Genomic DNA, 23,419 nt, shown 5'->3' with positions numbered 1-23,419 from the left:
CGTCCGCCGGGTCCTTCCGCTGAGCCGTCCGCCGGGTCCGCGGGCGGTCCCCGGCCGGTACCGGCCCCTCCGGGAAAGCGCCGGTTCCGGAACCGTCACCCATCGGGCATGGTTGCCTCATCGCCTCCTTTGCACTCCCGGTGGTCGGGTAGCGTGAGTCGCCGATCCACAAGGGAGTGACCCTCCCGTAAGCCCATGCGACATTCCCGGCATGTCTGGCAATCGTCTGCCGGGGTAGACGCCGGTCCTCCAGCGTCGTCGTTCCTCCGTCCAGTGGAGCGTGATGAACCACCCGCCCGTCACCCTGCCCCGTCTGACCGCGCTCCTGCGGCAGGCGGTGCCGCGCCTGCTGGAGGGCGTCGTCGCCCCCCTCGCCGTCTTCTACACCGCCTTCGCCCTGCTCGGCGAGGTCGGCGGGATGGCCGCGGCGATGACCTGGGTGTACGCGGGAGTGGGCTGGCGGCTGGTCCGGCGGGTCCCGGTGCCCGCGACGATGTACCTCGCCTCCCTGGCGATCACCCTGCGCGTGCTGGTCAGCATCTGGTTCGGCGGGGCGCAGTTCTACTTCCTCCAGCCCGAGCTGGGCACGATCTGCCTCAGCATGGTCTTCCTCGCCTCGGTACGGCTCCGCCGGCCGCTGGTGCAGAAGCTCACGCTCGACTACGTCCATCTGCCCGCAGTGGTGCTGAAGCACGAGCGGGTCCGCCGGTTCTTCGCCCGGATCACCCTGCTGTGGGCCTTCGTCCTGCTGGCCAACTCCACGGTGAGCATCTGGCTGCTGATCCAGCAGTCGGTCGGCAGCCAGCTGCTGGTCGGCCCCTACCTGCTGATCCGCACCACGACGGTCGCCGTGATCACGGGCCTGGCCGCGGCCGTCTCCGTCTACGCCTTCCGCCGGGTGCTGCACCGGCTCCAGCAGGATCCGGCCCCCTCCGCCTGACACCCGTACCGGCCCGGTCCGCCCGGTCCCGACCCGCCGGCCCTCACCTGAACACCCGTACCGGCCCGGTCCGTCCGATCCCGATCCGCTGGTCGTCACCCCGCCCGGCCCCGCCGAGGCTCACCGCCCCGATCCCGTACGGCCCGGCCCGTCCGGTCAGTCGGCCGCCTCCTGGTCGAGCAGCCCCGCCTCGTAGGCCCGGATCGCCGCCTGCACCCGGTTGCGGGCGCCCAGGCGGGTGAGGATCGCGCTCACGTGGGCCTTCACGGTCCCCTCCACCAGGTGGAGGCGGCGGGCGATCTGCGCGTTGGACAGGCCCGCCCCGAGCAGTGCCAGCACCTCCCGCTCACGGGGGGTGAGCCCGGCGATCTGGTCGCGGGCCGCCGCCGCCCGGGTCAGCCGGCCGCCGGTGAGCTCGGCGATGACCCGGCGGGCGATCCGCGGCGAGAGGTAGGCCGCGCCCTCCGCGGCGGCGCGGATCCCGGCCAGCAGCTCGCGCGGGTCCCCCGCCTTGAGCAGGAAACCCGCGGCGCCCCCGCTCAGTGCCCGGGCGATGTACTCGTCCTCGCCGAACGTGGTCAGCATCAGCACGGCCGTCTCCGGCGCGACCCGGCGCAGTTCCGCGGCGGCCGCGAGGCCGTCCAGGCGGGGCATCCGGATGTCGAGCAGGGCGACGGCCGGGCGGTGGGCGAGCACCAGGTCGACCGCCTCCCTCCCGTCACCCGCCTCGGCGACCACCTCGATCTCCGGATCGGCGGCCAGGATGGCCCGCACCCCCGCCCGGATCATGGCCTCGTCGTCGGCCAGCAGCACCCGGATCATCGTGCTCCGCTCTTCTCTCGAATGTTCTTCTCATGGACGTTCCACTCTCGGACGTTCCGCTCACGGACGTTCTTGCTCTCCGAGGTCCGCTTCGCGGAGGTCCGTCCCCGCGCTCCCCTCCGGAGGGCGTGCCGCGGCGGCGTCCTCCTCGGGGAACCGCGCGGTGATCCGGAAGCCGCCCGCGTGCGGGGCCGCCTCGAACGTGCCGCCCGCCAGCCGTACGCGCTCGCGCAGCCCCATCAGACCCAGCCCGCCGCCGGGCGACCGCACGGCGGGGGCCGTCGCACCGCCGGGCGCGGGGTTGGCCACGGCCAGCTCGATCCCGCCGGGCCCGGTGACCACCTCGACCGTCACCGGGGCGCCGGGCGCGTGCTTGGCGACGTTGGTCAGCGCCTCCTGGACGATCCGGCAGGCCGTGCGGTCGCGGAGCCCGCCCTCACCGCGCAGCTCCACCCGCATGCCCGAATCCCGCGCCCGGTCCACGATCCCGGTGACGCTCTCCGCCGCCGGGGTCAGCGGCGCCTCGCCGTCCTCACGCAGGACGCCGATGACCCGGCGGAGGCGCTCGGTGGTGTCGGCGGCGGCCGCCCGCAGCTCGCCCGCCGCCCGGCGGTGCCGTTCGTCCAGGTCGGGCGCCATCTCCAGGGCTGCGGCACGCAGGGCGATCAGCGCCAGGTCGTGGCCGATCGAATCGTGCATGTCCTGAGCGATCCGGTTGCGCTCGCGGAGCCGGACCTGACCGGCCACCAGGCGCCGTTCCCGGTCGTGCGCCTCGGCGCGCTGGCGCAGCAGCAGGCCGGCAGACCAGGGCAGGACCGCGCTGAACAGCACGCCGGACAGGGCGGGGAACCAGAACCCGGGAATCGAGGGGTCGGGCGCCGGTCCGCAGGAGACGGCCAGGGCGCACAGCACTCCCGTGCCCAGGATCGCGGTGTAGGCCAGCGCGGCCGGGCGGGCACGGGCCGTCCGGCGGCCGACCCGGAAGCTGAGGGCCGCGATCGCGAGGGTGAACCCGTTCAGCGGGCCCAGCTTCACCGACTCGCCGATCCACGAGAGCTGGACGGTGACCACCCCGTAGCCGAGGTCCAGCGAGCCCGCGGCCAGGACCGCCAGCGCCGCGGCGAGCGGGGCCCGGCGGCGGGCGAGCACCGCGCCCGCCAGGATCGCCGCGCCCGCCGAGACCCCCCGCGCCCAGCCGTCCGAGGCGTCCCACCAGGCGATGAACGGAGGGGACGCGAGCAGCGGAGCGCACAGGACCGCCCAGATCAGCAGGTCCCGCCGGACCGACCGGGGAATCGTCACCCTGCGACGGTACAGGCGCGCCGATCACGCCTCCTCCGCCGGAGGTGCCGGACGCCCCCTGACGAAAGTCAGGGGTGGGAGGGGGCCGTTCGTGCGATGCCCGCGCACCGGCGGAACCGGCAGAATCCATACGGTCGCCACGACGGAACCCTGAGGGATCTCAGGGGCTCCGCGCCGCCGGTTCAGGGATCCTCCCGGTTTCCCGCGGGACCGCGGGGCCGTCAGTGTGGCCTGGCAGATCCCCCCTACGCATGGAGCTTCGTCGTGACCCAAGCCATCCTCGACGCGGTCCAGCAGGCGATGGCCTCGCCCTGGATCTATCTGGCGCTGTTCGCGCTGGCGGTGCTCGACGGCTTCTTCCCGATCGTGCCCGCCGAGACGTCCCTCATCACAGCGGGCGTGTTCGCCGCCTCGACCGGCGCGCCGGACCTGGCCCTGGTGATCGCGGTGGGGGCGCTGGGCGCCTTCACCGGCGACCACATCTCCTACGCCATCGGCCGGACCGCCAACGGCCGGCTGCGCGGCGGCAGGCGGACGGGCAAGGCCTTCGCCTGGGCGGAGCGGGCGCTGGCCGAGCGGGGCGGACTCGTTCTGGTGGTCGCCCGCTACATCCCCGGCGGCCGGACGGCCTGCACCCTGACCATGGGCGCGGTGGCCTACCCCCGCCGCTCCTTCGCCCTCTTCGACGCGGTCGCCGCCGCCTCCTGGGCCGTCTACTCCGCTCTGATCGGCTACGTGGGCGGCGCCGCGTTCGAGCACGACCCGATCAAGGGCCTGCTCCTCGGCCTCGGCATCGCCGTGACGATCACGGTGGTCGTCGAGGTGGTCCGGTACCTGCGGCACCGCCGGGCCTCCTCCCGGGAGGGGGCCCGGGAGTCCGAACCGGTCCTGGCCGCCTCCGACTGACCGGCGCCCGCCGGTTCCGCCGGGCGCCGGCCACCGGTCGCCGGTATCCGCCGGGCCGTGTGACGGCCCGGCGGGCTCTCGCCCCTTCGGGGCGGATCCCAGGGATCTCCCGGGAAACTCAGGGAGATCCCCCATGGCTCCGGTGTCCCGGCCGCGGGACGCTGCCAGTGGTTCACCGGAAGACCTCGTCCGGACGCCTCCGCGAGACGTCACGGTCATCTCGCCATGTCTTGATCTGCTCTGGGAGGAGTGCGCATGACTGTGCTCGCGGCCGGACTGGCACTGGTGGGATCTCTGTTCTTCGCCCTCGGCGCGGCGCTGCAGCAGTTCGAGGCGGCCCGCGCCTCCGGGCCCGCGCTCCGCCGCCTGCTGCGCCGCCCCCGATGGCTGCTCGGCGGGCTCGCGATCGGCGCGGGCACGGCCCTGCACATCGTCGCGCTGAAGTACGGCCCGCTCACGGTGGTCCAGCCGATGGGCGTGGCCAGCCTCCTGTTCGCCCTGCCCTGCGCCGCCGCGCTGCGGCACCGCAGGCCCCGGCCCGGCGAGCTCGCCTCCGCCGCGGTGATCGCGATCGGGCTGATGGGCCTGGTCCTGGTGGTGCCCGAGCACACCGGCTCGCCGTACCTCGGCACCGGCGAGGCGGCGGTCCTGCTCGGGGGCGCGGCCGCCGTATCACTGGTGCTGTGGGCCGCCGGGCGGCGGTCCTCTCCCGCAGCACGGGCCGCGCTGCTCGCGACCGCGGCGGGCGTGCTGTACGGCGCGACCGCCACACTCGCCCGGGTGCTGGTCGACGGCAACTGGGAGCCCTGGTTCCTGGCCGCCGTCCCGGTGCCCGCCCTGCTCGCGCTGATCCTGCTGCAGCGCGCCTACGCCGTGGGCCACTTCGGCGTCGCGTTCGCCGCGCTGCAGGTGACCGACCCGCTCACCGCCGTCGCCTTCGGGGCCCTCCTGCTGGGTGAGCCGCTGCCCACCGGGGCGGTGAGCACACTCGTCGCCCTGGGGGCCGGAGCGCTGGCCGCCGCCGGGACGGTCGCCCTGGCCCGGACCACCCCGATGACCCCCGCACCCGACCCGGCGGCCCGATGACTCCCCTGGGCCCGGTCGTACCCGGCCGGATCGGACCCGGCCGGGTACGACCGAACCTGGCTCGGTCCGGCTGAACCTCGACGAATCCCGATCATCCCCAACGAATCCCAATTAACCCTGACGAACGGATCCTTCCCCCATGGTCATGACCCCCTCCATGCCTTCCTCCGCCGTGTCCACCGCCGAGCCCCTTCCCACCGAGTCCCCCTCCGCGCCGGGGTCCTCCGGCACCCGGCCGTGCCGGGTCCTGATCGGGACCGACACCTACCCGCCGGACGTGAACGGCGCCGCCTACTTCACCCACCGGCTGGCCCGGGGCCTCGCCCGGCGGGGCAACGACGTCCACGTGGTCTGCGCCTCGGAGACCGGCCCGGCCAGGACCGAACACGTCGACGGGGTGACCGTGCACCGGCTGCGCTCGGCGCCGGTGCTCGTCCACCCGACCATGCGCATCTCGGTGCCGGCCAGGCTCGACCGGCTGGTCGCCGCGATCGCCCCCGACGTGGTCCACGTCCAGGGGCACTTCGTGGTCGGCCGCGCGGCGATCTCGGCCGCCCGGCGGGCGGGCGTGCCCGTGGTCGCCACCAACCACTTCATGCCCGACAACCTCTTCCAGTTCGCGCACGTGCCCGAGCCGCTCCGGGATCGGGCGGGCGACCTCGCCTGGCGCGACTTCAACCGGGTCTTCTCCCGGGCGGACCGGATCACCACCCCGACCCGCATCGCGGCCGGGCTGCTCGCCGGCAAGGGCTTCACCCGTCCCGTGGAGCCGGTCTCCTGCGGCATCGACCTCGGCCGGTTCCGGCCCCGCAAGGAGCCCCGGGCGTGGGCGCGCAAGGCCGTGGACCTGCCCGACCGCCGGACCGTGCTCTTCGTCGGGAGGCTGGACGAGGAGAAGCGGCTGGACGAGCTCATCCGGGCGCTGCCGTACGTCCTCAACGGGACCGACGCGCAGCTCGCGCTGGCCGGCACCGGCGGGCGGCGGGCCTCGCTGGAGCGGCTGGCGCGGCGCATCGGCGTCGGCGACCGCGTCACCTTCCTGGGGTTCGTCCCGGACGACATGCTGCCCGACGCCTACGCCGCCGCCGACGTGTTCGCCATGCCGGGCACGGCCGAACTGCAGAGCATCGCCACGCTGGAGGCGATGGCCGCCGGGCTGCCGGTGGTCGCCGCCGACGCGATGGCCCTGCCCCACCTGGTGCGGCCCGGGGAGAACGGTCACCTGTACCGTCCCGGCGACGTCCACGGCCTGGCCCGCCACCTGACCGCGCTGCTCGAGTCCCCGGCCCTGTGCGCCGCCATGGGGGCGGCGAGCCGCGAGATCGCCCTGACCCACGACCACCAGGCCTCCCTGGCCCGGTTCGAGGAGATCTACCGGGAGGTCGCACGGTGAGCGGCCGGGACGTACGGCACCGGCCCGATGAGGGGCCGGGCGGGGGCAGGGGCTCCGGCGGAGGCGGGAACCTCGGCAACGGCGGGGAGCTCGGCAGGGGCGGGGAGCTCGGCAGGGGCGGGGCCGTGCTCGCGGCGGTGGCGATGGGCTACGCGCACCTGGCCGCCGGCGGGACCGTGGACCCGATGGGCGACCTGGTCAGCGACTACGCGCTGCACGACGCCACCGCCTGGGCGCTGGTCGGCGGCACGCTCGCGCTGGCCTCGGCCTGCCTGTGGACCGCGTACGGCCTGGCCCGGACGGACCCCGTCCGCAGCGCGGCCGCCCGCGTGCTGCTCGTCGCCGGCGCGCTCGGCCTGCTGCTGACCGCGGTGTTCCCCACCGACGCCGCGCCGGGGGTCACCTCGATCGCCGGGGAGATCCACCGCTGGTCGGCGGCCGTGGTGTTCACCGCGCTGCCGTGCGCGGGCCGGCTGCTCGGCCGCCGGTCCGGCGGGGTCGCGCTGCCGGCGGTGAGCGCGGCCTGCGTGGCGCTGCTCGCCCTGTTCCTGGCGGCGCACCCGGGCTCCCCGATCGCGGAGCCGATCGGCGGGCCGGGCTACTACGGCCTGGTCGAGCGCCTGCTGCTGCTGGCCGAGATCACCCTGGTCTTCCTGGCCGCGGGGCACGCCTCCGGCAGGGCTCTGCCAGAGGCCGCCGGGCACCCGCCGCGGCGTCCGGCCGCCGCCCGGCACGGGTCCGGGGCACCGGTCCTCCAGCACAAGTAGGAAAACCACAAACCCTGGGTCAATAAATAGGGTCGTTCACACTAACCGGGCGCACTTTTACCTACGCTAACGTAGGTTACGGTTCCGTAATCTGCGAGGAGAAGCCCCATGCGAGAGTTCAGTCAGACCGAGCTGCTGCTTGAGCTTGAGCCCGTCGTCGCCGGGGAGCTGGACCGGCACCTGAAGGTCGCCAAGGAGTGGTTCCCGCACGAGTACATCCCGTGGTCCGAGGGCAGGGACTACGACGGTGTGTTCGGCGGCGAGCCCTGGTCGCCGACCGACTCGGAGATCCCCGAGGAGGCGCGCATCTCCCTCATCGTGAACCTGCTGACCGAGGACAACCTCCCCAGCTACCACCACGAGATCGCGACGACCTTCGGCCGCGACGCGGCCTGGGGCACCTGGGTGCACCGCTGGACCGCGGAGGAGGGCCGCCACGGCACCGCGATCCGCGACTACCTGACGGTCACCCGCGCCGTGGACCCGGTCGCCCTGGAGCGGGCCCGGATGACGCACATGGGCGAGGGCTTCACCAACTCCTACGAGGGGGTGCTCCACTCGCTGGCCTACGTCTCGTTCCAGGAGCTGGCGACCCGCATCTCCCACCGCAACACCGGCAAGGCCTCGCAGGACCCGAACTGCGAGCGCCTGCTCGCCAAGATCGCTGCCGACGAGAACCTGCACATGCTCTTCTACCGCAACCTGCTCAACGCGGCCTTCCAGCTCACCCCGAGCCAGACCATGCGCGCCGTCACCGACGTGGTCACCACCTTCCAGATGCCCGGCACCGGCATCGAGGGCTTCACCCGCAAGGCCCTCGTCATCGCCAACGCCGGCATCTACGACCTGCGCCTGCACCTCGACGACGTGCTCATGCCGGTCCTGCGCCAGTGGGCCGTCTTCGACATGGGGGGGCTCGACGCCGAGGGCGAGAAGGCCCGTGAGGAGCTCGCCGACTTCCTGGCCCGGACCGAGGTCACCGCCTCGCGCTTCGTCGAGCGCCGCGAGGCCCGCCGCGCCGCCCAGGCCGCCCGCGCCTGACGGGCGTCAGGAGGCCGAGACCAGTTCCCGGGCCCGGACGGCGCCGCCCGCGGGGGCGAGGCGCCGCAGGAAGGCCAGGACCAGCAGGGCGGCCAGGCCGGTGGTGACCGGCGGGACCAGGAACGCGAAGCCTGTGCCGAACCGGTCCACGAGCTGGCCCGCCACCGCCGCGCCGGTGGCGATGCCCAGGCCGATCGCGCCGTTGAGCCAGGTGAACGCCTCGGTCCTGACCTCGGTGGGGACCAGCTGCTCCACCAGGGTGTAGCCGGTGATCACCGCGGGGGCGATGACGAACCCGGCCAGGGCCGCCGTGCCGTACAGCACCGGGACGGACCCGGCGGAGGTCAGCGCGACCGTCGCCGCGGAGAGCAGGCCGACGGCCGCCGCCAGCCGGTGCGCGGCCCCGGCCCTCCAGCGGACGAGCCCGTAGAGGGCGCCGCCGATCAGGCTGGCGCCGGAGAAGGTCGCGTAGACGGGTCCCGCCGCCCCGGCCTGGCCGAGCGCGGCCGTCGAGGAGGTGATGCCGACCTGCAGGCTGCCGAACACCGTGCCGAGCGCGACGAACGCGGCCGCGAGCACGGCCACGCCGCGCAGCCGGAGCACCCCCCGCCGGGAGCGGACCCGGACCGGCATCGGCTCGGGGGCGCCCCTGCGGACCGCGGCGAACGCCAGCGTGCCGGCCACGACCATGACCAGCGCCGCCAGCAGCGCCCAGACGGGTGAGAACCCGGTCGACAGGGCCACCAGCAGCACCGGGGCGACGGTGAAGGTCAGCTCGTCGGTGATCGACTCCAGCGCGAAGGCCGTGCCCAGCTTCGCCGAGCCCTCCGAGCCGCCGAGCACGTGGGCCCAGCGGGTCCGGACCATGGAGCCGACCTGCGGCATCGAGCCGCCCGCCAGGGCCGAGACGGCCACCAGCAGGGCGCCCGGCGCGTGCGCGGCGGCGAGCGCGAGCAGGCCGCCCAGGGCGGCGGCGTGCGCGAGGACCTGGGGGACGAGCACCTTCGCCTGGCCGTACCGGTCGGCGAGGCGGCCGGTCTGCGGGCCGATCAGCGCCTGCGCCACGGCGGCGGCCGCGGAGGCGATGCCCGCCGCGCCGTACGAGCCGGTGGACCAGTGCACGAGCAGGAGGATGCCGAGCTGCAGCATGGCGTACGGCAGGCGGGCGACGAACGCGGGGGCGAGGAACCGCCAGGCTCCGGGCGTGCCGAGCACCGCGAGATAGGACTTCACTGAGACGTCTCCGTCGAGATTCCAGACGGAGGACGCGGCCCGGGCTCGGGAGCGCACCGTCGTGGTGGGCTTCGACCGAGGTAGATACCGCCCCTTTCAGGTGGCGGCCGCCGGGCGGTCATTACGTGTATGCGTTCACAACGCATCGAAGAACCATGTTATGCCATGAAACGGACTCTCCGCTCATCCTCCGTGACCGGTGGATCGTCCGGATCCGCTATGGATCTTCACGGAATCTGCACGGGCGGTCGATACGCTCCACCTCATGATCCGATCGAGGTGGGCGGGCGCGCTGGCCTGGGCGGCGCTGCTGCCGTTCGCGGGCTGGGCGGTGCTCAGGGCCACCGGCTGGACCCCCGTGTGGCAGTGGGTGGCGCTGGTGGCGTTCACCCCGTACGTGGCGGCGGCCTCGGGGGCGCCGCTGCTGCTGGCCCTGGGGCTGCGCCGCCGGGCGGCGGCCGCCGTCGCCCTCGTGGTGAGCGCCGTGCTCGCACTCGCCGTGCTCCCCCGGCACTTCGCCGACGGAGACCCGCCCGCCGGGCCGCAGCGGCTGCGGGTGCTCGCCGCGAACCTGGCGGTGGGCGCGGGTGACACCGCGGCCCTGATGGATCTGGTGCGGGCCCTCGACCCCGACGTCCTCGCGCTGCAGGAGCTCACCCCGGAGGCGGTCGCACGCCTGGAGGCGGCGGGACTCCGCACGCTTCTCCCGTACACCGTCGACCGCTCGAAGAACGGGGTGTGGGGGTCGGGTCTCTACTCCCGACACCGCCTCTCCGAGCTGCCGCTGATCGAGGAGGGACGGTTCAGGCAGGCCCGGGCCGTGCTCGAGTACCCGGGAGGGCGCCGGATCGAGGTGGTCTCGGTGCATCCGTGCGCACCGCGCTACGACTACAAGGTGCCCTGCTGGTTCGACGGACTCCGGGCCCTGCCTCGCGCGGGCGGGGAGCTGCGGGTGCTCGCCGGGGACTTCAACGCCACCCTCGACCACGGACCGGTGCGCGACCTGCTGGACGGCGGCTACCGCGACGCGGCCGACACGACCGGGCAGGGGCTGACGCCGACCTGGCCCCAGCGGGGTTGGGAGCCCGTCCCCGGCGTCGCCCTCGACCACGTGCTGGCCGACGCCCGGATGGCGGTGGACGCCTTCAGCGTGCACTCGCTGCCGGGCACCGACCACCGCCCGGTCTTCGCCGACCTGCGGCTGCCCTGACCGGCCGTCGATGACGCCGACGCCGTACATGGCCTGCCGGGCGGTGCCGGGGACGAGGGAGTCGATCCACGGCGCGAGGTAGGCCGGCCAGTCGGCGAGCAGGCCGGTGAACTTGTCGATCCCGAACAGGACCGGCGCCGCGGTGAAGACCGTGCGCAGCAGCAGGTAGGCCCGGTAGGCGGTGGCTGTACCGCCGCCCGGCCTGCGACATCGCGGTCTCCCTGCCGGAACGCCACTACGACCTGGCCGGCCTCCTGCTGGCCGACGCCCTCGTCGAGGCCGAACGCTCGGGTGACACGCCCCGGGCCGCCCTCGACCGGCGCGCCCACCGGCTGGGCGTCGAACTTGGCGGGGCCGCGCGCGCCACCGGCGGCCGGGACCCCCGGACGGCCGCGCTGGACGCGCTCGCGGAGCACGGCTACGAGCCCGTCGTCGAGGACGGCGACGTCGTCCTGCGGAACTGCCCCTTCCACCGGCTGGCCCGCGAGCACACCGAGCTGGTGTGCGGGATGAACCTCCGCCTGCTCGACGGGTTGCTGGAGGGCCTGGACGCCCCCGGCCTGACCGCCCGCCTCGCCCTCTCCCCCAGCCACTGCTGCGTGCGCCTGCGTCCCGCTCCCTGACCGGCCCCGGTCACGCCTCTCCTCCACCGACCGCCCGCTCCTTCCTGGACGGGCGGCGGGTGGCGACCCTCGCCCCCGCCTCCGAGGCCGAGCCCTCCGACCCGGGCATCGGACCGGGTCACGGCCACCCCGGGGGATCCCGCATGCCCGAAGAGCACGAAAAGGCCATATTTCATCACTTGTTGATTTATTGTGCGGGGCAGGCTTACCGTTGCCGTAGGAGGCGTGCCATGGAGATTCCGCTGGTCCTGAGGTTCGAGGAGATCGACGCCGGGATGCTGCCGCTCGTCGGCGGCAAGGCGGCCAACCTCGGCGTGCTCGCCGCGGCCGGGTTCCCGGTCCCGCCCGGCGTCTGCCTCACCACCGAGGCCTACCGCCGGGTCACCGAGCGGTCCGGGTCGCTGGAGGCCGCGCTCGACGCCCTGGAGGTGACCTCCCCCACCGACACCCGGGCCCTGGCCGAGCTGGCCGGCACCGCCCGCGCCGCCGTGCTCTCGGCCCCGGTCCCCGAGGAGGTCGCCGACGCCGTACGGCGCAGCGCGCACGGCCCCGTCGCGGTCCGCTCCTCCGCCACCGCCGAGGACCTCCCGGACGCCAGCTTCGCCGGGCAGCAGGACACCTTCCTGAACGTGGTCGGGCCGGAGGCCGTGCTGGAGGCGGTCCGGCACTGCTGGGCCTCGCTCTGGACCGATCGGGCCGTCGCCTACCGGGCGGCGAACGGCGTCGCCCACCGGAGCGTGCGACTGGCCGTCGTGATCCAGGAGATGGTGCAGGCCGAGGTCGCCGGGGTGATGTTCACCGCCGACCCGGTCACCGGGCGGCGCCGCCAGGCGGTGATCGACGCCGCTCCCGGCCTGGGCGAGGCGGTCGTCTCCGGTGCGGTCAACCCCGACCGCTTCACGGTGGACGTCGCGACCGGGCGGATCACCGACCGGCGGGCGGGCGACAAGCGGCTGGCCGTACGGTCGCGGGCGGGCGGCGGCGTCGAGCACGTCGAGACCCCGGCGGCCGGAACGGCGGACGAGAGGGCGGCGGCCGGAACGGCCGGCAGGAGAACGGCGGACGGGACCGCGGGCGGGACGAACGGGACCGCGACCGGGGCGGCGGGCCCGGCGGCGGAGACCCCGGACGGGGCAGAGGGCGCGTTCTGCCTCACCGACGGGCAGGTCCGGGCCCTGGCCGAGCTGGGCGACCGGGTCGAGGAGCACTACGGGGCGCCGCAGGACATCGAGTGGGCCGTCGACTCGGACGGCGCCCTCCGGCTCACCCAGTCGCGCCCGATCACCACCCTGCACCCGATCCCCCGCCACGCCGGTCCGGACGTGGCGGCGGACGCCTCCGGCGACCTCGACGACGGGCTCCGGATCCACGTCTGCCTCAGCCTCGCCCAGGGCCTCCACCAGCCGATCACCCCGATGGGCATGGCCGCCTTCCGGCTGATGTCGTCGGCCGCGCTCGGCCTGCTGGGACACCCGGTGGCCGATCCCCGGGCCGGGGCGCCGCGGTTCGCCGAGGCGGGCGGGCGGCTCTTCCTGGACGTCACCGGGATTATGCGCAGCCGCGTGGGCCAGGCCATCCTCCCCCGGGTGCTCGACGTGATGGAGGCCAGGTCGGCGGTGGTCCTGCGGGCCCTGGCGGCCGATCCCCGGTTCGGCGTGACCCGGCGGTCCGTGCGTCCCGCCCTGCGCCGGGCCCTGCGGGTCGGGGGCCGCTACCGGGTCCTGCCGCGCGCGCTGCGGGCGCTGCTGCGGCCCGAGAGCGCGCACCGGCACGCACGGGCGACCGAGTCGGCCCTGCGGGCGCACCTCGCCTCCCCGCCGGACGCCACCGCGCTCCAGCGCCTCGACCGGGCCGAGCTGATCCTGAGCCGCTGGACGTTCCGGCTCGTCCCGGAGGTGGCTCCGGGCCCGCTGGCCGGGTTCGCCATGTTCGGCCTGGCCGTGCGGCTGCTGGGCGGCCGCGCCCGGCCCGGCGAGTTCCCGACCGTGCTGCGCGGCCTGCCGCGCAACGTGACCACCGAGATGGACCTGGCCCTGTGGCACCTGGCGGCCCGGATCCGCCGGGACGCCCCCGCTGCCGCCCTGCTCCTGGGCACCCCCGCCGCCGAGCTCGCCGCGCGCTTCCACGCGGGGGCGCTGCCCGCCGTGGTGGAGGAGGGCCTGCGGGAGTTCCTGCGGGAGTACGGCGTGCGCGCGGTCGCCGAGATCGATCTCGGGGTGCCCCGCTGGTCGGAGGACCCGGCGCACGTCATCGGCGTGCTGGCCAACTACCTGCGGCTGGACGACCCGGCCCTGGCCCCCGACGTGCAGTTCGCCCGGGGCGCCGCCGAGGCGGAGGCCGTGGTGGAGGGTCTGGCGGCCCGGGCCGGCGGGTTGCGGGGCCGGGTGGTGCGCTTCGCCCTCGGCCGCGCCCGCGCCCTGTGCGGGCTGCGCGAGTTCCCCAAGTTCCTGCTGGTCACGTCCCTGGCCGCGGCCCGTGCGGAGCTGGCCGCCGTCGGCGCCGAGCTGGCCGGGCGCGGCCTGCTCGCATCCCCGGACGACGTCTTCTTCCTGACCCTGCGGGAGGCCCGCACCGCCCTGACCGGATCCGATGCCCCGGCCCGCCCCGGCGCCACGGCCGGGGCGGGCGCGCCGGAGGGATCCGGGCCCTCGGCCGGGACCCGGGCTCCGGGCGGATCCGGGCCGTCCGCCGGGCCGGGGGCGCTGCGCGCGCTCGTCGCCGGGCGGCGCGAGGAGGCCGCCCGCGAGCGCCGCCGCAGGCACGTGCCGCGCGTGCTGCTGTCCGACGGGACCGAGCCGGAGGCGGTCGCCGGCGCCGCCGTGGCCGCGGACGGCGCGCTGACCGGGACTCCGGCCTCGGCGGGCAGCGTCACCGGCCTCGCCCGGGTGGTCCTCGATCCGGTGGGCGCGCACCTGGAGCCCGGCGAGATCCTCGTCTGCCCGTCCACCGACCCCGGCTGGACCCCGCTGTTCCTGACCGCGGGCGGCCTGGTGATGGAGATGGGCGGGGCCAACTCGCACGGCGCGGTGGTCGCCCGCGAGTACGGCATCCCGGCGGTCGTCGGAGTGGCCCGCGCGACCGGGCGGGTCGTCACCGGCCAGGAGATCACCGTGGACGGCACCTCCGGCACGGTCGCCGTCTCCGCCCCGTCCGCCGCGTCCTGAGCGGGGACGCCGTACGGCCCCGGGCGGCGCCGCGTGACGCCGGTCACTCCCGGTTGACCTCAAGCAAAGTCGAGGTTCGAGACTGCTTCTGACGGATGCGAGCGAGCACGACGTGAGGAGAGCGGACATGAGAGCGATCGAGGCGAAGGCGTTCGGCGGGCCCGAGGTGCTGGCGGTGCGCGAGGTTCCGGACCCGGTCGCCGGGCCGGGTCAGGTCGTGGTCGGCGTGGCCGTCGTGGACACCCTGTTCGTGGAGACCCAGATCCGCGGCGGGGAGATGGGCGGATACTTCGACGTGCAGCCGCCGTACGTGCCGGGCGGAGGGATCGCGGGGCGGGTGCTCTCCACCGGGGAGGGGGTGGACCCCGCCTGGACCAGTCGGCGCGTCGTCGCCAAGACCGGCACGGCGGGCGGCTACGCCGAGCGGGCGGCGGTCCCGGTGGAGGCGCTGGTCCCCGTGCCCGACGGCCTGGACCTGCCCGACGCCGCGGCCCTCGTGCACGACGGCGTCACCGCGCTGGGCGTCTTCGAGGCGGCGCGGGTCCGGACGGGGGAACGGGTGCTGGTGACCGGGGCGAGCGGCGGGATGGGGTTCCTGCTCGTCCAGCTGGCGCACGCGGCGGGGGCCCGGGTCATCGGCACCGCCCGCGGCGCGCGGAAGACGGACCTGGTCCGGGACCTCGGCGCAGAGGCCGTGGTGGACCCCTCCGAGGAGGGCTGGGCGGAGCGGGTGCGGGAGCTGACCGGCGGCGCCGGAGCCGACGTGGTCTTCGACGGGGTCGGCGGGCGGGTCGGCGGTGAGGCGTTCGGGGTGACGGCGCGCGGCGGCCGGTTCTCCGCGCACGGCGCGCCCACCGGGGGCTTCGCCGAGATCGACCCGGAGGAGGCGCGGGAGCGCGGGGTGAGCCTGCGCGGCATCCGGGACGTGCAGTTCGCACCCGAGGAGGCGGGGCGGCTGACCGTACGGGCGCTGGCCGAGGCCGCGGCGGGACGCCTCCGGCCGGTGGTCGGACGGACCTTCCCGCTGGAGCGGGCCGCCGACGCGCACGCCGCGATCGAGGCCCGCGACGTGGTCGGCAAGACCCTGCTGGTGGTCTGAGCGTCGTCCCGCGCCTCGTCGGGAGCCGTCCGGAACGGATGCGGCCCCGACCTGTTCTCACCGCGCGACCTGGCCACCCCGCTGGCAGCGCTGATCACCGGAGGGGTCCCGGCCGGGCCCGTGCCGCTCGGCCTGTGATCCGGGTGCGCGACCGCGCTCGACACCCGGACGGGGTGCCGGGAGCCGTCGGCCGGACGCGGGAAGGCTCCTCGACCGAGCGCCGGTGGCGATGCATGATGACGGGATGCCGTACGCCGAGGTCTTCGCCCGCAGCATCGCCGATCCCGAGGGCTTCTGGGGAGAGGCCGCTCGGGCCGTCTCCTGGAGCAGGGCTCCGGAGCGGGTGCTGGACGACGCGGACCCGCCGTTCTACCGGTGGTTCCCCGACGGGGAGCTGAACACCTGCTTCAACGCGCTGGACCGGCACGTCGAGGCGGGGCACGGCGGGCGGATCGCGCTGGTGTACGACAGTCCCGTCACCGGAACGTGCCGGCGGCTCACCTACGCCGAACTGCTGGAGGAGGTCGCCCGCTTCGCCGGGGTCCTGCGGGATCTGGGTGTGGCCCGGGGCGACCGGGTGGTGGTCTACATGCCGATGGTCCCCGAGGCGGTGGTCGCCATGCTCGCCTGCGCGCGGCTGGGGGCGGTGCACTCGGTGGTGTTCGGCGGGTTCGCGCCGAAGGAACTGGCGGTCCGGATCGACGACGCCCGGCCCCGGGTCGTCGTCTCGGCCTCCTGCGGGATCGAGCCCACGCGGGTCGTGCCGTACAAGCCGATGCTGGACGCCGCGCTCGACCTGGCGGAGCACCGGCCGGAGCACTGCGTGATCCTCCAGCGCGAGCAGGCCCCGGCGGAGCTGGTCGAGGGCCGGGACGTCGACTGGGCCTCCGCGCGGGCCGAACCGGCCGGGTGCGTGCCGGTGCGGGCGACCGACCCGCTCTACGTCCTCTACACCAGCGGGACCACCGGCCTGCCCAAAGGCGTGGTCCGCGACAACGGAGGGCACGCGGTGGCCCTGCTGTGGAGCATGGAGAACGTCTACGGCGTGCGGCCCGGCGAGGTGTTCTGGGCCGCCTCCGACGTCGGCTGGGTGGTCGGCCACTCCTACATCGTGTACGGCCCGCTGCTGCTCGGCGCGACGACAGTGCTGTACGAGGGCAAGCCGGTGGGCACGCCGGACGCGGGCGCGTTCTGGCGGGTGGTCGCCGAGCACCGGGTGAACGCGCTGTTCACCGCGCCGACGGCGTTCCGGGCGATCCGGCGGGAGGACCCGGACGCGGCGCTGCTGGGCGCCTACGACGTCTCGTCGCTGCGGACGCTGTTCCTGGCCGGGGAACGGCTGGACCCGGACACCTACCGCTGGGCCGCGGAGAGGCTCGGCGTCCCGGTGATCGACAACTGGTGGCAGACCGAGACCGGCTGGCCCGTCGCGGCGAACCTGCGCGGCCTGGAGCCGATGCCGGTCAAGCCCGGCTCCCCCACCGTGCCCGTGCCCGGCTACGACGTGCGGGTGCTCCGCCCCGACGGGTCGGAGTGCACCCCCGGCGAGGAGGGCGCGATCTGCCTGCGGCTCCCGCTCCCGCCTGGCACGTTCCCCACGCTCTGGCAGGACGACGAGCGCTACGTGAAGTCCTACCTGTCGGCCTTCCCCGGCCACTACCTGACCGGCGACGGCGGCTACCGGGACGCCGACGGCTACCTGTACGTGATGGGCCGCACCGACGACGTGATCAACGTGGCCGGGCACCGGCTCTCCACCGGGTCGATGGAGGCGGTGCTGGCCGCGCACCCGGCGGTGGCCGAGTGCGCGGTGATCGGCGTGGCCGACGAGCTGAAGGGCCAGGTGCCGCGCGGCTTCGTGGTGCTCAAGAGCGGCGTGGACGCCGATCCGGAGGCGCTCCGGGCCGAGCTGGTCCGGGCGGTGCGCGAGCAGGTGGGGGCGGTGGCGGCGCTGAAACGGGTGGACGTGGTCCCGGCGCTGCCGAAGACCCGGTCGGGGAAGATCCTGCGCAAGACCATGCGGGGCATGGCCGAGGGAGCCGACGAGCCGGTGCCCTCGACGATCGAGGACCCGGCCGTGCTGGACGCCCTCCGGCCGGTCATCGCCCCGCCCCGCCGGTCCTGAGGCGCCGTGAGACCCGCATGCCGAGGCTCACGGGCTCCGGACCGCGTCACGGGACCGCTCGGCGCCGTCCGCGCCGGGACCGCCGGACCTCCGGGACCGCTGCGGCGCCCGGTAGGCCCACTGCCAGGCCAGTTCCAGCGGCCCCCGGTCGAAGCGGCGCAGCCAGAGCGCGGCCAGGACGGTGAACAGGGCGCAGACGCCCGCCCAGGCGGCCACCGGCCACCACGGCCCCTGGTCGGCCAGGCGCCCGGCCAGGCCGAGTCCCCAGCCGTAGCAGAGCGCCGCCGCCACCAGGTTCTGCAGCACGTAGCAGCTGAGCGCGGTCCGGCCGACGCCCGTCAGGCCGCGGCGCAGGAGACCCGGAGCCCCGGACAGGCGGTGCGCGACGGTCGTGACCAGGGCGAGCAGGCCGAGGGCCACCAGCGGGGGCAGCAGGTAGCGGTCCACCAGGAACCAGCCCTCCCCGGCGAAGGAGGTGAGCAGGTTCAGCGGCGCGCCGACGCCGAATCCGAGGAGCATGAGCCTGCGGCGGAGCACCGTACCCCGCTCCGAGCCCTCGAAGACCCCGGCGCGCATCAGCCGCGAGCCGAGCAGGAACAGCACGATGCCCAGCGGGACGATGAACACCGCCTCCAGCCGGTAGAGGGCGAAGGAGTCGATCCGGGCGGCGACCTGGTCGGCGTAGCTTCCCTCGGTGAACAGGGTGACCGGCTCGTCCGCCCGCCCCGCCCGCTGCTCCGGCGCGGTCAGCAGCGCGGCGGTGAGCAGGCCGATGACCGCGGTGAACGCCGATCCCACGCCGATGATCCACCACCGGACCGCGCGGTCGCTCCGGCCGATCAGGTAGGCGACGACCATCGAGGTCACGGCGTAGCCCATCAGCACGTCGAACTCGAAGATCAGCAGATAGTGGATCAGCCCTTCGGCGAACAGCAGCGCCGCCCGCCACAGGTACCAGCCCGGCCAGGGCGTACCCCGCCGCCGCGCCGAGCGGTACTGCAGCTCCAGGCCGACCCCGAACAGCAGGGTGAGCAGGGCCAGGAACTTGCCGTTGGTCAGGAAGCGCAGGAAGGTCTCCAGGGCGCCCGCCGGCTCCAGCGCGGCGAGCGCCCCCGCCGGCCCCGCCGGACTGGTGAAGATCCAGATGTTGGTGCCCAGCGTGCCCATGATCGCAATGCCGCGGAGCACGTCGAGGGCGTCGATGCGCTGACTCGTCATGCCTTCCACGATTCCGGCCGCGGCGGCGCCGTACATCGTCGCGCGGACCCATCCGGGCCGTACATCGATGGATGTACGGCCCGTGGCCTTCGTCGGTCCGCGGCCTCCACCGGTCCGCTACTTCCGGCGGACCGCGGCTGCCGACTGTCCGCTACTTCCGGCGATCCGGACCGCACGGCCCGGACCGCGCGGCCCGGACCGCCCCGCTAGAGGTGGTCGGCGAGGAAGGAGGTCACCGCGTCGACGGCCTGGGTGACGTACGGCTCGGCGTCGTAGAGGTCGATGTGCAGCTTGGCGTCCAGCCAGACGAGCTGCTTGGGCCCCTCCATCCGCTTGTAGGCCTCCTCGGCCCCTTCCGGGGAGCAGAACCGGTCGACGACGCCGTGCACGACGAGCCCGGGCCGGGGCCCCAGGAAGTCGGCGCCGGTCATGTTGTCCATGGTGATCAGCTCGCGGACCGACGCCCGGGTGACCTCGTTGCGCCAGTGCGGCGAGGCTCCGCGGGAGGTGCCGTAGTAGGCGAACGGCTCGTCGCCCGGCATCGCCGCCTCGCCCTCCTCCGCGACGGCCGGGATGTACTCCACCGGACCGCCGAGGTCCTGGCGCTCCAGGACCTCGGTGAAGGAGGCCAGCGCCCCCTGGTATCCGGCGGGCGACATCCCGGCCAGCATCGTGTAGGGGTTGTTGTAGGCCCCGGCGATCCCGGCGAAGACCCGCACCCGGGGGTCGAAGGCGGCGAACTTCAGCGCGTAGCCCGCGCCGAGGCAGATCCCGACCGCGCCGATCCTGCCGCCGTCCACCTCGGGCCGCGCCCGCAGCAGCGAGACGGCGGCCCGCAGGTCGCGCAGCTTGCCCTGCGGGTCCTCGTCGCAGCGGGGCTGCCCGCCGGACTCGCCCCAGTTGCGGTGGTCGAACGCCAGCGTCACGTATCCCGCCTCGGCCAGCCGGGCGGCGTACCGGCCGGTGACCTGGTCGCGGGTGCCGGTGAACGGCCCGGTGAGGACCAGCGCCGGATGCGGCCCCGGCCCTCCCGGGGCGCGCAGGTCGCCGACGAGCGTGACACCGTCGGCGGTGAACTCAACCCTCTCGGTCATCCCCCAAGTCTGTACGGCCCGCGCTCCCGGCGCCAACCGGGAACGCGGGCCGTACGGGGTCCCGGGCGGGACCCCGGGAGCCGGGGAGACCCGCTCCCGGGGTCCCGCCCGGGTCGGCGGGTCAGGAGTCGAAGCCCAGGCCCATCCGGTCCAGGGTCCGCAGCCAGAGGTTGCGGCGGCCCTGGTTGAGGTCCGCCCGGGCGATCGACCAGCGGGTCAGCTGGATCCCGGCCGAGCGGACCGGCTCGGGCGGGAAGGGGACCGGCTTCTCGCGGACCATCCGGAGCCGCGTCCGCTCGGTCTGCCGCCCGGCCAGCAGGTCGAGCATGACGTTGGCGCCGAAGCGGGTCGCCCCGACGCCCATGCCGGTGTAGCCGACGGCGTAGGCGACGCGCCCGCCGTGCGAGCGCCCGTAGAAGGCGCTGAAGCGGCTGCAGGTGTCGATGACGCCGCCCCACCGGTGGGTGAAGCGCAGACCCGACAGCTGGGGGAAGGTCGTGAAGAAGTGCTCCGCCAGCGTGGTGAAGGTCGCGTCGCGCTGCTCGTACTCCGGCTTCATCCTGCCGCCGTTGTAGTAGACCGCGTCGTAGCCGCCCCACAGGATGCGGTTGTCGGCGGTCAGCCGGTAGTAGTGGAACCGGTTGGCCGAGTCTCCGACGCCCTGCCGGTTGCGCCAGCCGATCGAGGCCAGCTGCTCCGCCGAGAGCGGCTCGGTGACCAGCGCGTAGTCGTAGACCGGGACCACGAAGTGCTTCAGCCGCCGCAGCAGCGGTGGGAAGACGCCGGTGCCCAGGGCGACCGCGCGCGCCCTGACGGTGCCGTCCCGGGTCAGCAGTTCCATGCCGGTCGGGGTCTCCCGCATGTGGCGGACCGGGGTGCGCTCGTGGATGCGCACCCCCTGCTCCAGGCAGGCCCGCCGCAGGCCCCAGGCCAGGGCGGCCGGATCGAGCATCGCGCAGCCGTCGCGCTCCCACATGCCGCCGACGTAGGTGGGCGAGTCCACCTCCGCCCTGACCTGGCCGGCGTCCATCACGTCGAACCGCACGCCCATCTCGCGGGCGGTCTCGGCGTTGCGGTGCATCTCCTCCAGCTGCCAGGGTTCGGTCGCCACGTGCAGTTCGCCGGTGCGCTCGTAGCCGCAGTCGATGCCGTACCGTTCGACGGTCTCGCCGATCTCGTCGAGGTTGCGCAGGCCCAGGTGCTCCAGGGTCCGGACCTCCTCGGGCCAGCGTTCCAGCCCGTTGGCGATGCCGTGGGTGAGGGTCGCCATCGCGAAGCCGCCGTTGCGGCCGGTGGCCGCCCAGCCGATCCTGCGTCCTTCGAGCAGGACCACGTCGAGCGACGGGTCGCGTTCCTTGGCCATCAGGGCCGTCCACAGCCCCGAGAAGCCGCCGCCGACCACCGCGAGATCGGCGGCGGTGTCTCCGGTGAGCCGCGGTCGCGGCTCGGGTTTCGCCGGACTGTCCAGCCAGTACGGCTTGCGCTCCGCATCAGCAAGAGCCTTCAGCGGATCCACAGATCTCACTTCCCTACGTGAGTCAGGTCTTTTTCGTATGTGGTGTCGTGTGATCCGGGGGATCACACGCGGGTTCCCCCCGCCTGAGTCCGATCTCGCCTCCCTGTTCCGTGCCGGGGCCCTGTCACGGGCGCGGATGCGCCGAGGCCCCGCGTCCCCCTCCTGCGAGGAGGGGGACGCGGGGCCTCGGCGTGGTCAGGTGCCGCGTCGGCGCGCGGTCACCGCGTTGAGCACGGCGATCGCGACACCCGCGGCGAAGATGAGCGTGCCGATGACGTTGACCTGCGGCGGCACCCCGATCCGGGTGGCGCCCCAGATCCACAGCGGGAACGTCTGGACGTCCCCGCCGGTGGTGAACTGGGTGATGACGAAGTCGTCGATGGAGAGCGCGAAGGCGAGCAGCGCGCCCGCCACGACGCCCGGCAGGATCATCGGGAAGGTGATCCGCCAGAACGTCGTCCAGGCGGAGGCGCCCAGGTCGCGGGCGGCCTCCTCGATCGAGGCGTCCATGCCGACCACCCGGGCCCGCACGGTGATCGCCACGAACGAGAGCGAGAAGAGCACGTGCGCGATCACCACGGTCCAGAAACCGGTCTCCACCCCGGTGCTGATGAACAGCGAGAGCAGCGAGGCGCCCATGACGAGCTCGGGCGAGGAGATCGCGGCGAACATCATCAGGTTGGTCGCGCCCTGCCCGCGGAACCGGTGGCGGCCCAGGGCCAGGCCCATGAGCGTGCCGAGCACCGTGGTGACGAGCACGCTCAGCAGCGCGATCTTCAGTGAGTAGTCCACCGCGTCGAGCAGCTGGGGGTACTCGTCCAGGCGGCCCCACCACTTGGCGGTGAAGCCCTGCCAGCTCACGTTGGACTTGCTCTGCGTGTCGTTGAAGCCGAAGACGATCATCACCGCGATCGGCAGGAGCAGCCAGGCGATGACCAGCCAGACGTAGACCCGCAGGAGCCGGTCGCCGGCCCGGCCCCGCGGCCTCGTCCGCACCCCGCCCGTGCTCCCGGGTTCGCTCGCGCTCATCGGGCCGCCGCCTCCAGCACGTTCTCGGTCCCCAGCGCCCTGGCGTAGGCGAAGATGCCGACCAGCATCGCCGCCATCAGCGTGAAGGAGAGCGCCGCCGCGGTCGGGTAGTCGTTGTTGACCAGGTACTCGGTCTGGATGATGTTGCCGATCATCGTGTTCTCCGGCCCGCCGAGGATGGCGGCGTTGACGTAGTCCGAGGTCATCGGGACGAACGTCATCAGCACCCCGGCGAACACCCCGGGCAGCGAGAGCGGCAGCACGATCCTGGTGAACGCCTCGCGCCGGGAGGCGTACAGGTCCTGCGCCGCCTCCACCGTCCGGGGGTCGACCCGCTCCAGCGCCACGTAGATCGGCAGGATCATGAACGGCAGGTAGTTGTAGACCAGCCCGCCGATCACCGCGGCGGTCGTCTGCAGGACGTGGAAGTCTCCGGGGAGCAGGCCCGCCGACTTCAGCGGCGCCAGCAGGATGCCTTCGTCGGCGAGCAGGAACTTCCACGACACCGTGCGCAGCACGAACGAGACGAAGAACGGCAGCAGCACCAGCAGCAGGTAGGTGGACTTGCGGGCGCCGCCCCGGAAGGCGATCCAGTAGGCCACCGGGTAGGCCAGCAGGATGGACAGGACCGTGGCGGCCAGGCCGTACCCGGCCGAGCGCAGGAACTGCGTGCCGTACTGGCTCAGCACGTCGCCGTAGACGCCGACGTTGAACGTCTGGGCGAAGCCGTTGACCAGGTCGCCCTCCTGGGTGGAGACCGAGGCCATGAAGACCATCGGCACCACCAGGAAGACCGCCAGCCAGAGGCCGCCCGGCAGGACGAGCAGGTAGGGGGTGAGGCGTTTCATGCG

At 74.4% G+C, this 23,419-nt stretch carries 18 protein-coding genes; 10 read left to right on the top strand and 8 right to left on the bottom strand.

The window, feature by feature from the left end; translation table 11 throughout:
- Nucleotides 1-283: 283 nt before the first annotated feature.
- Nucleotides 284-940: a VC0807 family protein gene (locus IEZ07_RS19165; RefSeq protein WP_068895159.1), complete on the top strand. Its 657-nt coding sequence runs from the start codon at nucleotides 284-286 to the stop codon at nucleotides 938-940.
- A 156-nt stretch (nucleotides 941-1,096) separates the two neighbouring features.
- Here the strand turns inward: IEZ07_RS19165 and IEZ07_RS19160 are convergent, their stop codons facing one another.
- Complete coding sequence (locus IEZ07_RS19160; protein ID WP_191895974.1) at nucleotides 1,097-1,762, bottom strand: response regulator; 666 nt, start codon at nucleotides 1,760-1,762, stop codon at nucleotides 1,097-1,099.
- Between the two features lie 60 nt (nucleotides 1,763-1,822).
- Complete coding sequence (locus tag IEZ07_RS19155) at nucleotides 1,823-3,064, bottom strand: sensor histidine kinase (protein ID WP_191895973.1); 1,242 nt, start codon at nucleotides 3,062-3,064, stop codon at nucleotides 1,823-1,825.
- Between the two features lie 264 nt (nucleotides 3,065-3,328).
- On the opposite strand from IEZ07_RS19155, the gene IEZ07_RS19150 reads away from it, so the two are divergent.
- From IEZ07_RS19150 to IEZ07_RS19130, 5 genes are all read left to right on the top strand, one after another.
- Nucleotides 3,329-3,970: a DedA family protein gene (locus tag IEZ07_RS19150; protein WP_191895972.1), complete on the top strand. Its 642-nt coding sequence runs from the start codon at nucleotides 3,329-3,331 to the stop codon at nucleotides 3,968-3,970.
- Nucleotides 3,971-4,225: 255 nt separating this feature from the next.
- A complete protein-coding gene (locus IEZ07_RS19145; RefSeq protein WP_191895971.1) occupies nucleotides 4,226-5,056 on the top strand; it encodes a DMT family transporter in 831 nt (276 codons plus the stop codon).
- Between the two features lie 139 nt (nucleotides 5,057-5,195).
- Nucleotides 5,196-6,449: a glycosyltransferase gene (locus tag IEZ07_RS19140; protein WP_507763584.1), complete on the top strand. Its 1,254-nt coding sequence runs from the start codon at nucleotides 5,196-5,198 to the stop codon at nucleotides 6,447-6,449.
- The gene (locus IEZ07_RS19135) at nucleotides 6,446-7,216 is read left to right on the top strand and encodes a DUF998 domain-containing protein (RefSeq protein WP_191895970.1); all 771 of its coding nucleotides are present in this window, start codon (nucleotides 6,446-6,448) and stop codon (nucleotides 7,214-7,216) included. The genes IEZ07_RS19140 and IEZ07_RS19135 overlap by 4 nt, the downstream gene beginning before the upstream one ends.
- Before the next feature lie 108 nt (nucleotides 7,217-7,324).
- Nucleotides 7,325-8,257, top strand: a complete 933-nt coding sequence (locus tag IEZ07_RS19130) for an acyl-ACP desaturase (RefSeq protein WP_068895147.1) — start codon at nucleotides 7,325-7,327, stop codon at nucleotides 8,255-8,257.
- 6 nt (nucleotides 8,258-8,263) lie between these two features.
- Here the strand turns inward: IEZ07_RS19130 and IEZ07_RS19125 are convergent, their stop codons facing one another.
- A complete protein-coding gene (locus tag IEZ07_RS19125; RefSeq protein ID WP_191895969.1) occupies nucleotides 8,264-9,490 on the bottom strand; it encodes an MFS transporter in 1,227 nt (408 codons plus the stop codon).
- Between the two features lie 265 nt (nucleotides 9,491-9,755).
- On the opposite strand from IEZ07_RS19125, the gene IEZ07_RS19120 reads away from it, so the two are divergent.
- The 4 genes from IEZ07_RS19120 (at nucleotide 9,756) to IEZ07_RS19105 (ending at nucleotide 17,711) form a co-directional block, all read left to right on the top strand.
- Nucleotides 9,756-10,700 carry an endonuclease/exonuclease/phosphatase family protein gene (locus tag IEZ07_RS19120; protein WP_191895968.1) on the top strand — a complete coding sequence of 315 codons (945 nt, stop codon included), beginning with the start codon at nucleotides 9,756-9,758 and terminating at the stop codon, nucleotides 10,698-10,700.
- A gap of 853 nt (nucleotides 10,701-11,553) precedes the next feature.
- Nucleotides 11,554-14,487 carry a PEP/pyruvate-binding domain-containing protein gene (locus IEZ07_RS19115; RefSeq protein ID WP_191895967.1) on the top strand — a complete coding sequence of 978 codons (2,934 nt, stop codon included), beginning with the start codon at nucleotides 11,554-11,556 and terminating at the stop codon, nucleotides 14,485-14,487.
- Between the two features lie 127 nt (nucleotides 14,488-14,614).
- Nucleotides 14,615-15,586 (top strand): zinc-binding dehydrogenase, encoded by a 972-nt coding sequence (locus IEZ07_RS19110; RefSeq protein WP_191895966.1) that lies wholly within the window; start codon nucleotides 14,615-14,617, stop codon nucleotides 15,584-15,586.
- A 229-nt stretch (nucleotides 15,587-15,815) separates the two neighbouring features.
- Nucleotides 15,816-17,711: a propionyl-CoA synthetase gene (locus tag IEZ07_RS19105; protein ID WP_307729027.1), complete on the top strand. Its 1,896-nt coding sequence runs from the start codon at nucleotides 15,816-15,818 to the stop codon at nucleotides 17,709-17,711.
- A 27-nt stretch (nucleotides 17,712-17,738) separates the two neighbouring features.
- Here IEZ07_RS19105 and IEZ07_RS19100 read toward each other — a convergent pair whose 3' ends face one another.
- The 5 genes from IEZ07_RS19100 to IEZ07_RS19080 form a co-directional block, all read right to left on the bottom strand.
- The gene (locus IEZ07_RS19100) at nucleotides 17,739-18,929 is read right to left on the bottom strand and encodes a DUF418 domain-containing protein (RefSeq protein ID WP_191895965.1); all 1,191 of its coding nucleotides are present in this window, start codon (nucleotides 18,927-18,929) and stop codon (nucleotides 17,739-17,741) included.
- 206 nt (nucleotides 18,930-19,135) lie between these two features.
- On the bottom strand, nucleotides 19,136-20,023 hold the full coding sequence (locus IEZ07_RS19095; RefSeq protein ID WP_191895964.1) for an alpha/beta hydrolase: 888 nt from the start codon (nucleotides 20,021-20,023) through the stop codon (nucleotides 19,136-19,138).
- A 121-nt stretch (nucleotides 20,024-20,144) separates the two neighbouring features.
- Nucleotides 20,145-21,539: an NAD(P)/FAD-dependent oxidoreductase gene (locus tag IEZ07_RS19090; protein ID WP_191895999.1), complete on the bottom strand. Its 1,395-nt coding sequence runs from the start codon at nucleotides 21,537-21,539 to the stop codon at nucleotides 20,145-20,147.
- A 195-nt stretch (nucleotides 21,540-21,734) separates the two neighbouring features.
- Nucleotides 21,735-22,568 (bottom strand): ABC transporter permease, encoded by an 834-nt coding sequence (locus IEZ07_RS19085; RefSeq protein WP_191895963.1) that lies wholly within the window; start codon nucleotides 22,566-22,568, stop codon nucleotides 21,735-21,737.
- Nucleotides 22,565-23,416, bottom strand: a complete 852-nt coding sequence (locus IEZ07_RS19080; protein WP_191895962.1) for an ABC transporter permease — start codon at nucleotides 23,414-23,416, stop codon at nucleotides 22,565-22,567. Before IEZ07_RS19080 ends, IEZ07_RS19085 begins: the two co-directional genes overlap by 4 nt.
- Nucleotides 23,417-23,419 lie beyond the last annotated feature (3 nt).

Source organism: Planomonospora parontospora (assembly GCA_014647935.1).
GTDB classification, from domain to species: Bacteria; Actinomycetota; Actinomycetes; order Streptosporangiales; family Streptosporangiaceae; genus Planomonospora; species Planomonospora parontospora.
Note: the sequence above shows the minus strand (reverse complement) of the source record. Positions and strands in the feature narration are given on the sequence as shown.